Here is a 1,317-nt window from a genome sequence, read left to right as displayed (position 1 = left end):
CGGGCCCCGGCTCTTCTCCGGTCCCCGTCCCTTCCTCTCCCGCGGGCTGACGCGCATCCCGCCCCGGCGTTCCGTGGCGCTTCCCGATCTCGGCGTGATATGGGAGACATACAAGAAAATCAAAAGTTTGCGGCCGGACGTGCTGCCCGGACACGGCGCCAAGGGCGGCGTGCTCGCGCGCCTTGTCGGCTCAGCCTTGCGGGTGAACAGGTATCGCGTAGCCCGCCTCTATACCGCCCACGGCGGAAGCCTGCACTATTCCCGCTCGTCGCTCACCGGACAGTTCGTCCTGCGGATGGAGCGGTTGCAGGAATATTTCACTGATGCCCTCGTCTTCATCTGCGAATACGAGCGCGACACCTATGCACAGAAAGTGGGCCGGCCGAGACCCCTGACGCGGCTGATCTACAACGGGATCGGGGAGCGGGATTTCCAGATTATTCCCACACGATCCGATGCCGTACATTTCATCTATGTCGGCATGCTCCGGGACCTTAAGGGTCCCGATCTGTTTGTGGATGCATTTGCCAAGACCGAGCGGCTGATTGGTCGCCCTCTTTCGGCGCTGATGATCGGCGACGGGCCGGACCGGGAGAAATACCGCGACATGATGGTCGAGCGCGGCCTCGGCAAGCGTATCGGCATGCTGCCGCCGATGCGTGTGCAGGAAGCATTCGCGATGGCGCAGAACCTGGTGGTGCCGTCCCGCGCCGAAGCCATGCCCTACATCATCCTCGAAGGGCTCGGCGCCGGAAAGACGGTCATCGCCAGCCGCGTCGGCGGCATTCCGGAAGTGCTCGGCAGGAGCAGCCCTGCCCTCGTCGCGCCCGACAACGCGGATGACCTAGCCCGCGTCATGGCCGACGCGCTGACGACACCCGGCTGGCATAATGCCGTGATGCCTTCGATCGATTCGGTGAAGTCCGTTTTTTCCTCTTCCGTAATGGCAAGAGATGTCCTGAAACTGTACCACACGCTCGCGGAGGGCTCTTCAGCCTCCGAAACCTATGAGGCATCCGTAAACCTTTCTTAGGGCCTTTCTGCTAATGCCGTTTGAAACAACGAGCGGCTGAAGCCTTATGAACAAAGCAGAAAAGAGCGATCAGTTCGACGTGGAAGCCCTGCGCAAGCGGGTTTCCGCTGCCAACGCAGACGGTGGCGGGAAGGAAACCCCCGGAGAGATCAACGCCTATGCCCGGCAGATTGCCGAACAGTTCCGCGAGGGAACGCGTTCCCCGTCGATGGTCATCGGCCAGCTGCGCCTCTTCGACTTCGTCTCTCAATTCTCAATCGGTCTGCTCCCCTTCCTGAGCGTGC

Annotated in this window: 1 protein-coding gene and 1 pseudogene; both read left to right on the top strand. The window is 61.7% G+C overall.

The genetic code is table 11. The annotated features are described in order from the left end of the window. Positions 1-1,033 (top strand): glycosyltransferase (locus tag C9413_RS32190; protein WP_170251572.1); only part of this gene is annotated, 1,033 nt, incomplete at its 5' end. A 46-nt stretch (positions 1,034-1,079) separates the two neighbouring features. Next, positions 1,080-1,317, top strand: a pseudogene (locus C9413_RS32185) (undecaprenyl-phosphate glucose phosphotransferase); the annotation flags it as partial.

The organism is Rhizobium sp. SEMIA 4085 (genome assembly GCF_013004495.1).
In the GTDB taxonomy this organism is placed as follows: Bacteria; Pseudomonadota; Alphaproteobacteria; order Rhizobiales; family Rhizobiaceae; genus Rhizobium; species Rhizobium gallicum.
Note: the sequence above shows the minus strand (reverse complement) of the source record. Positions and strands in the feature narration are given on the sequence as shown.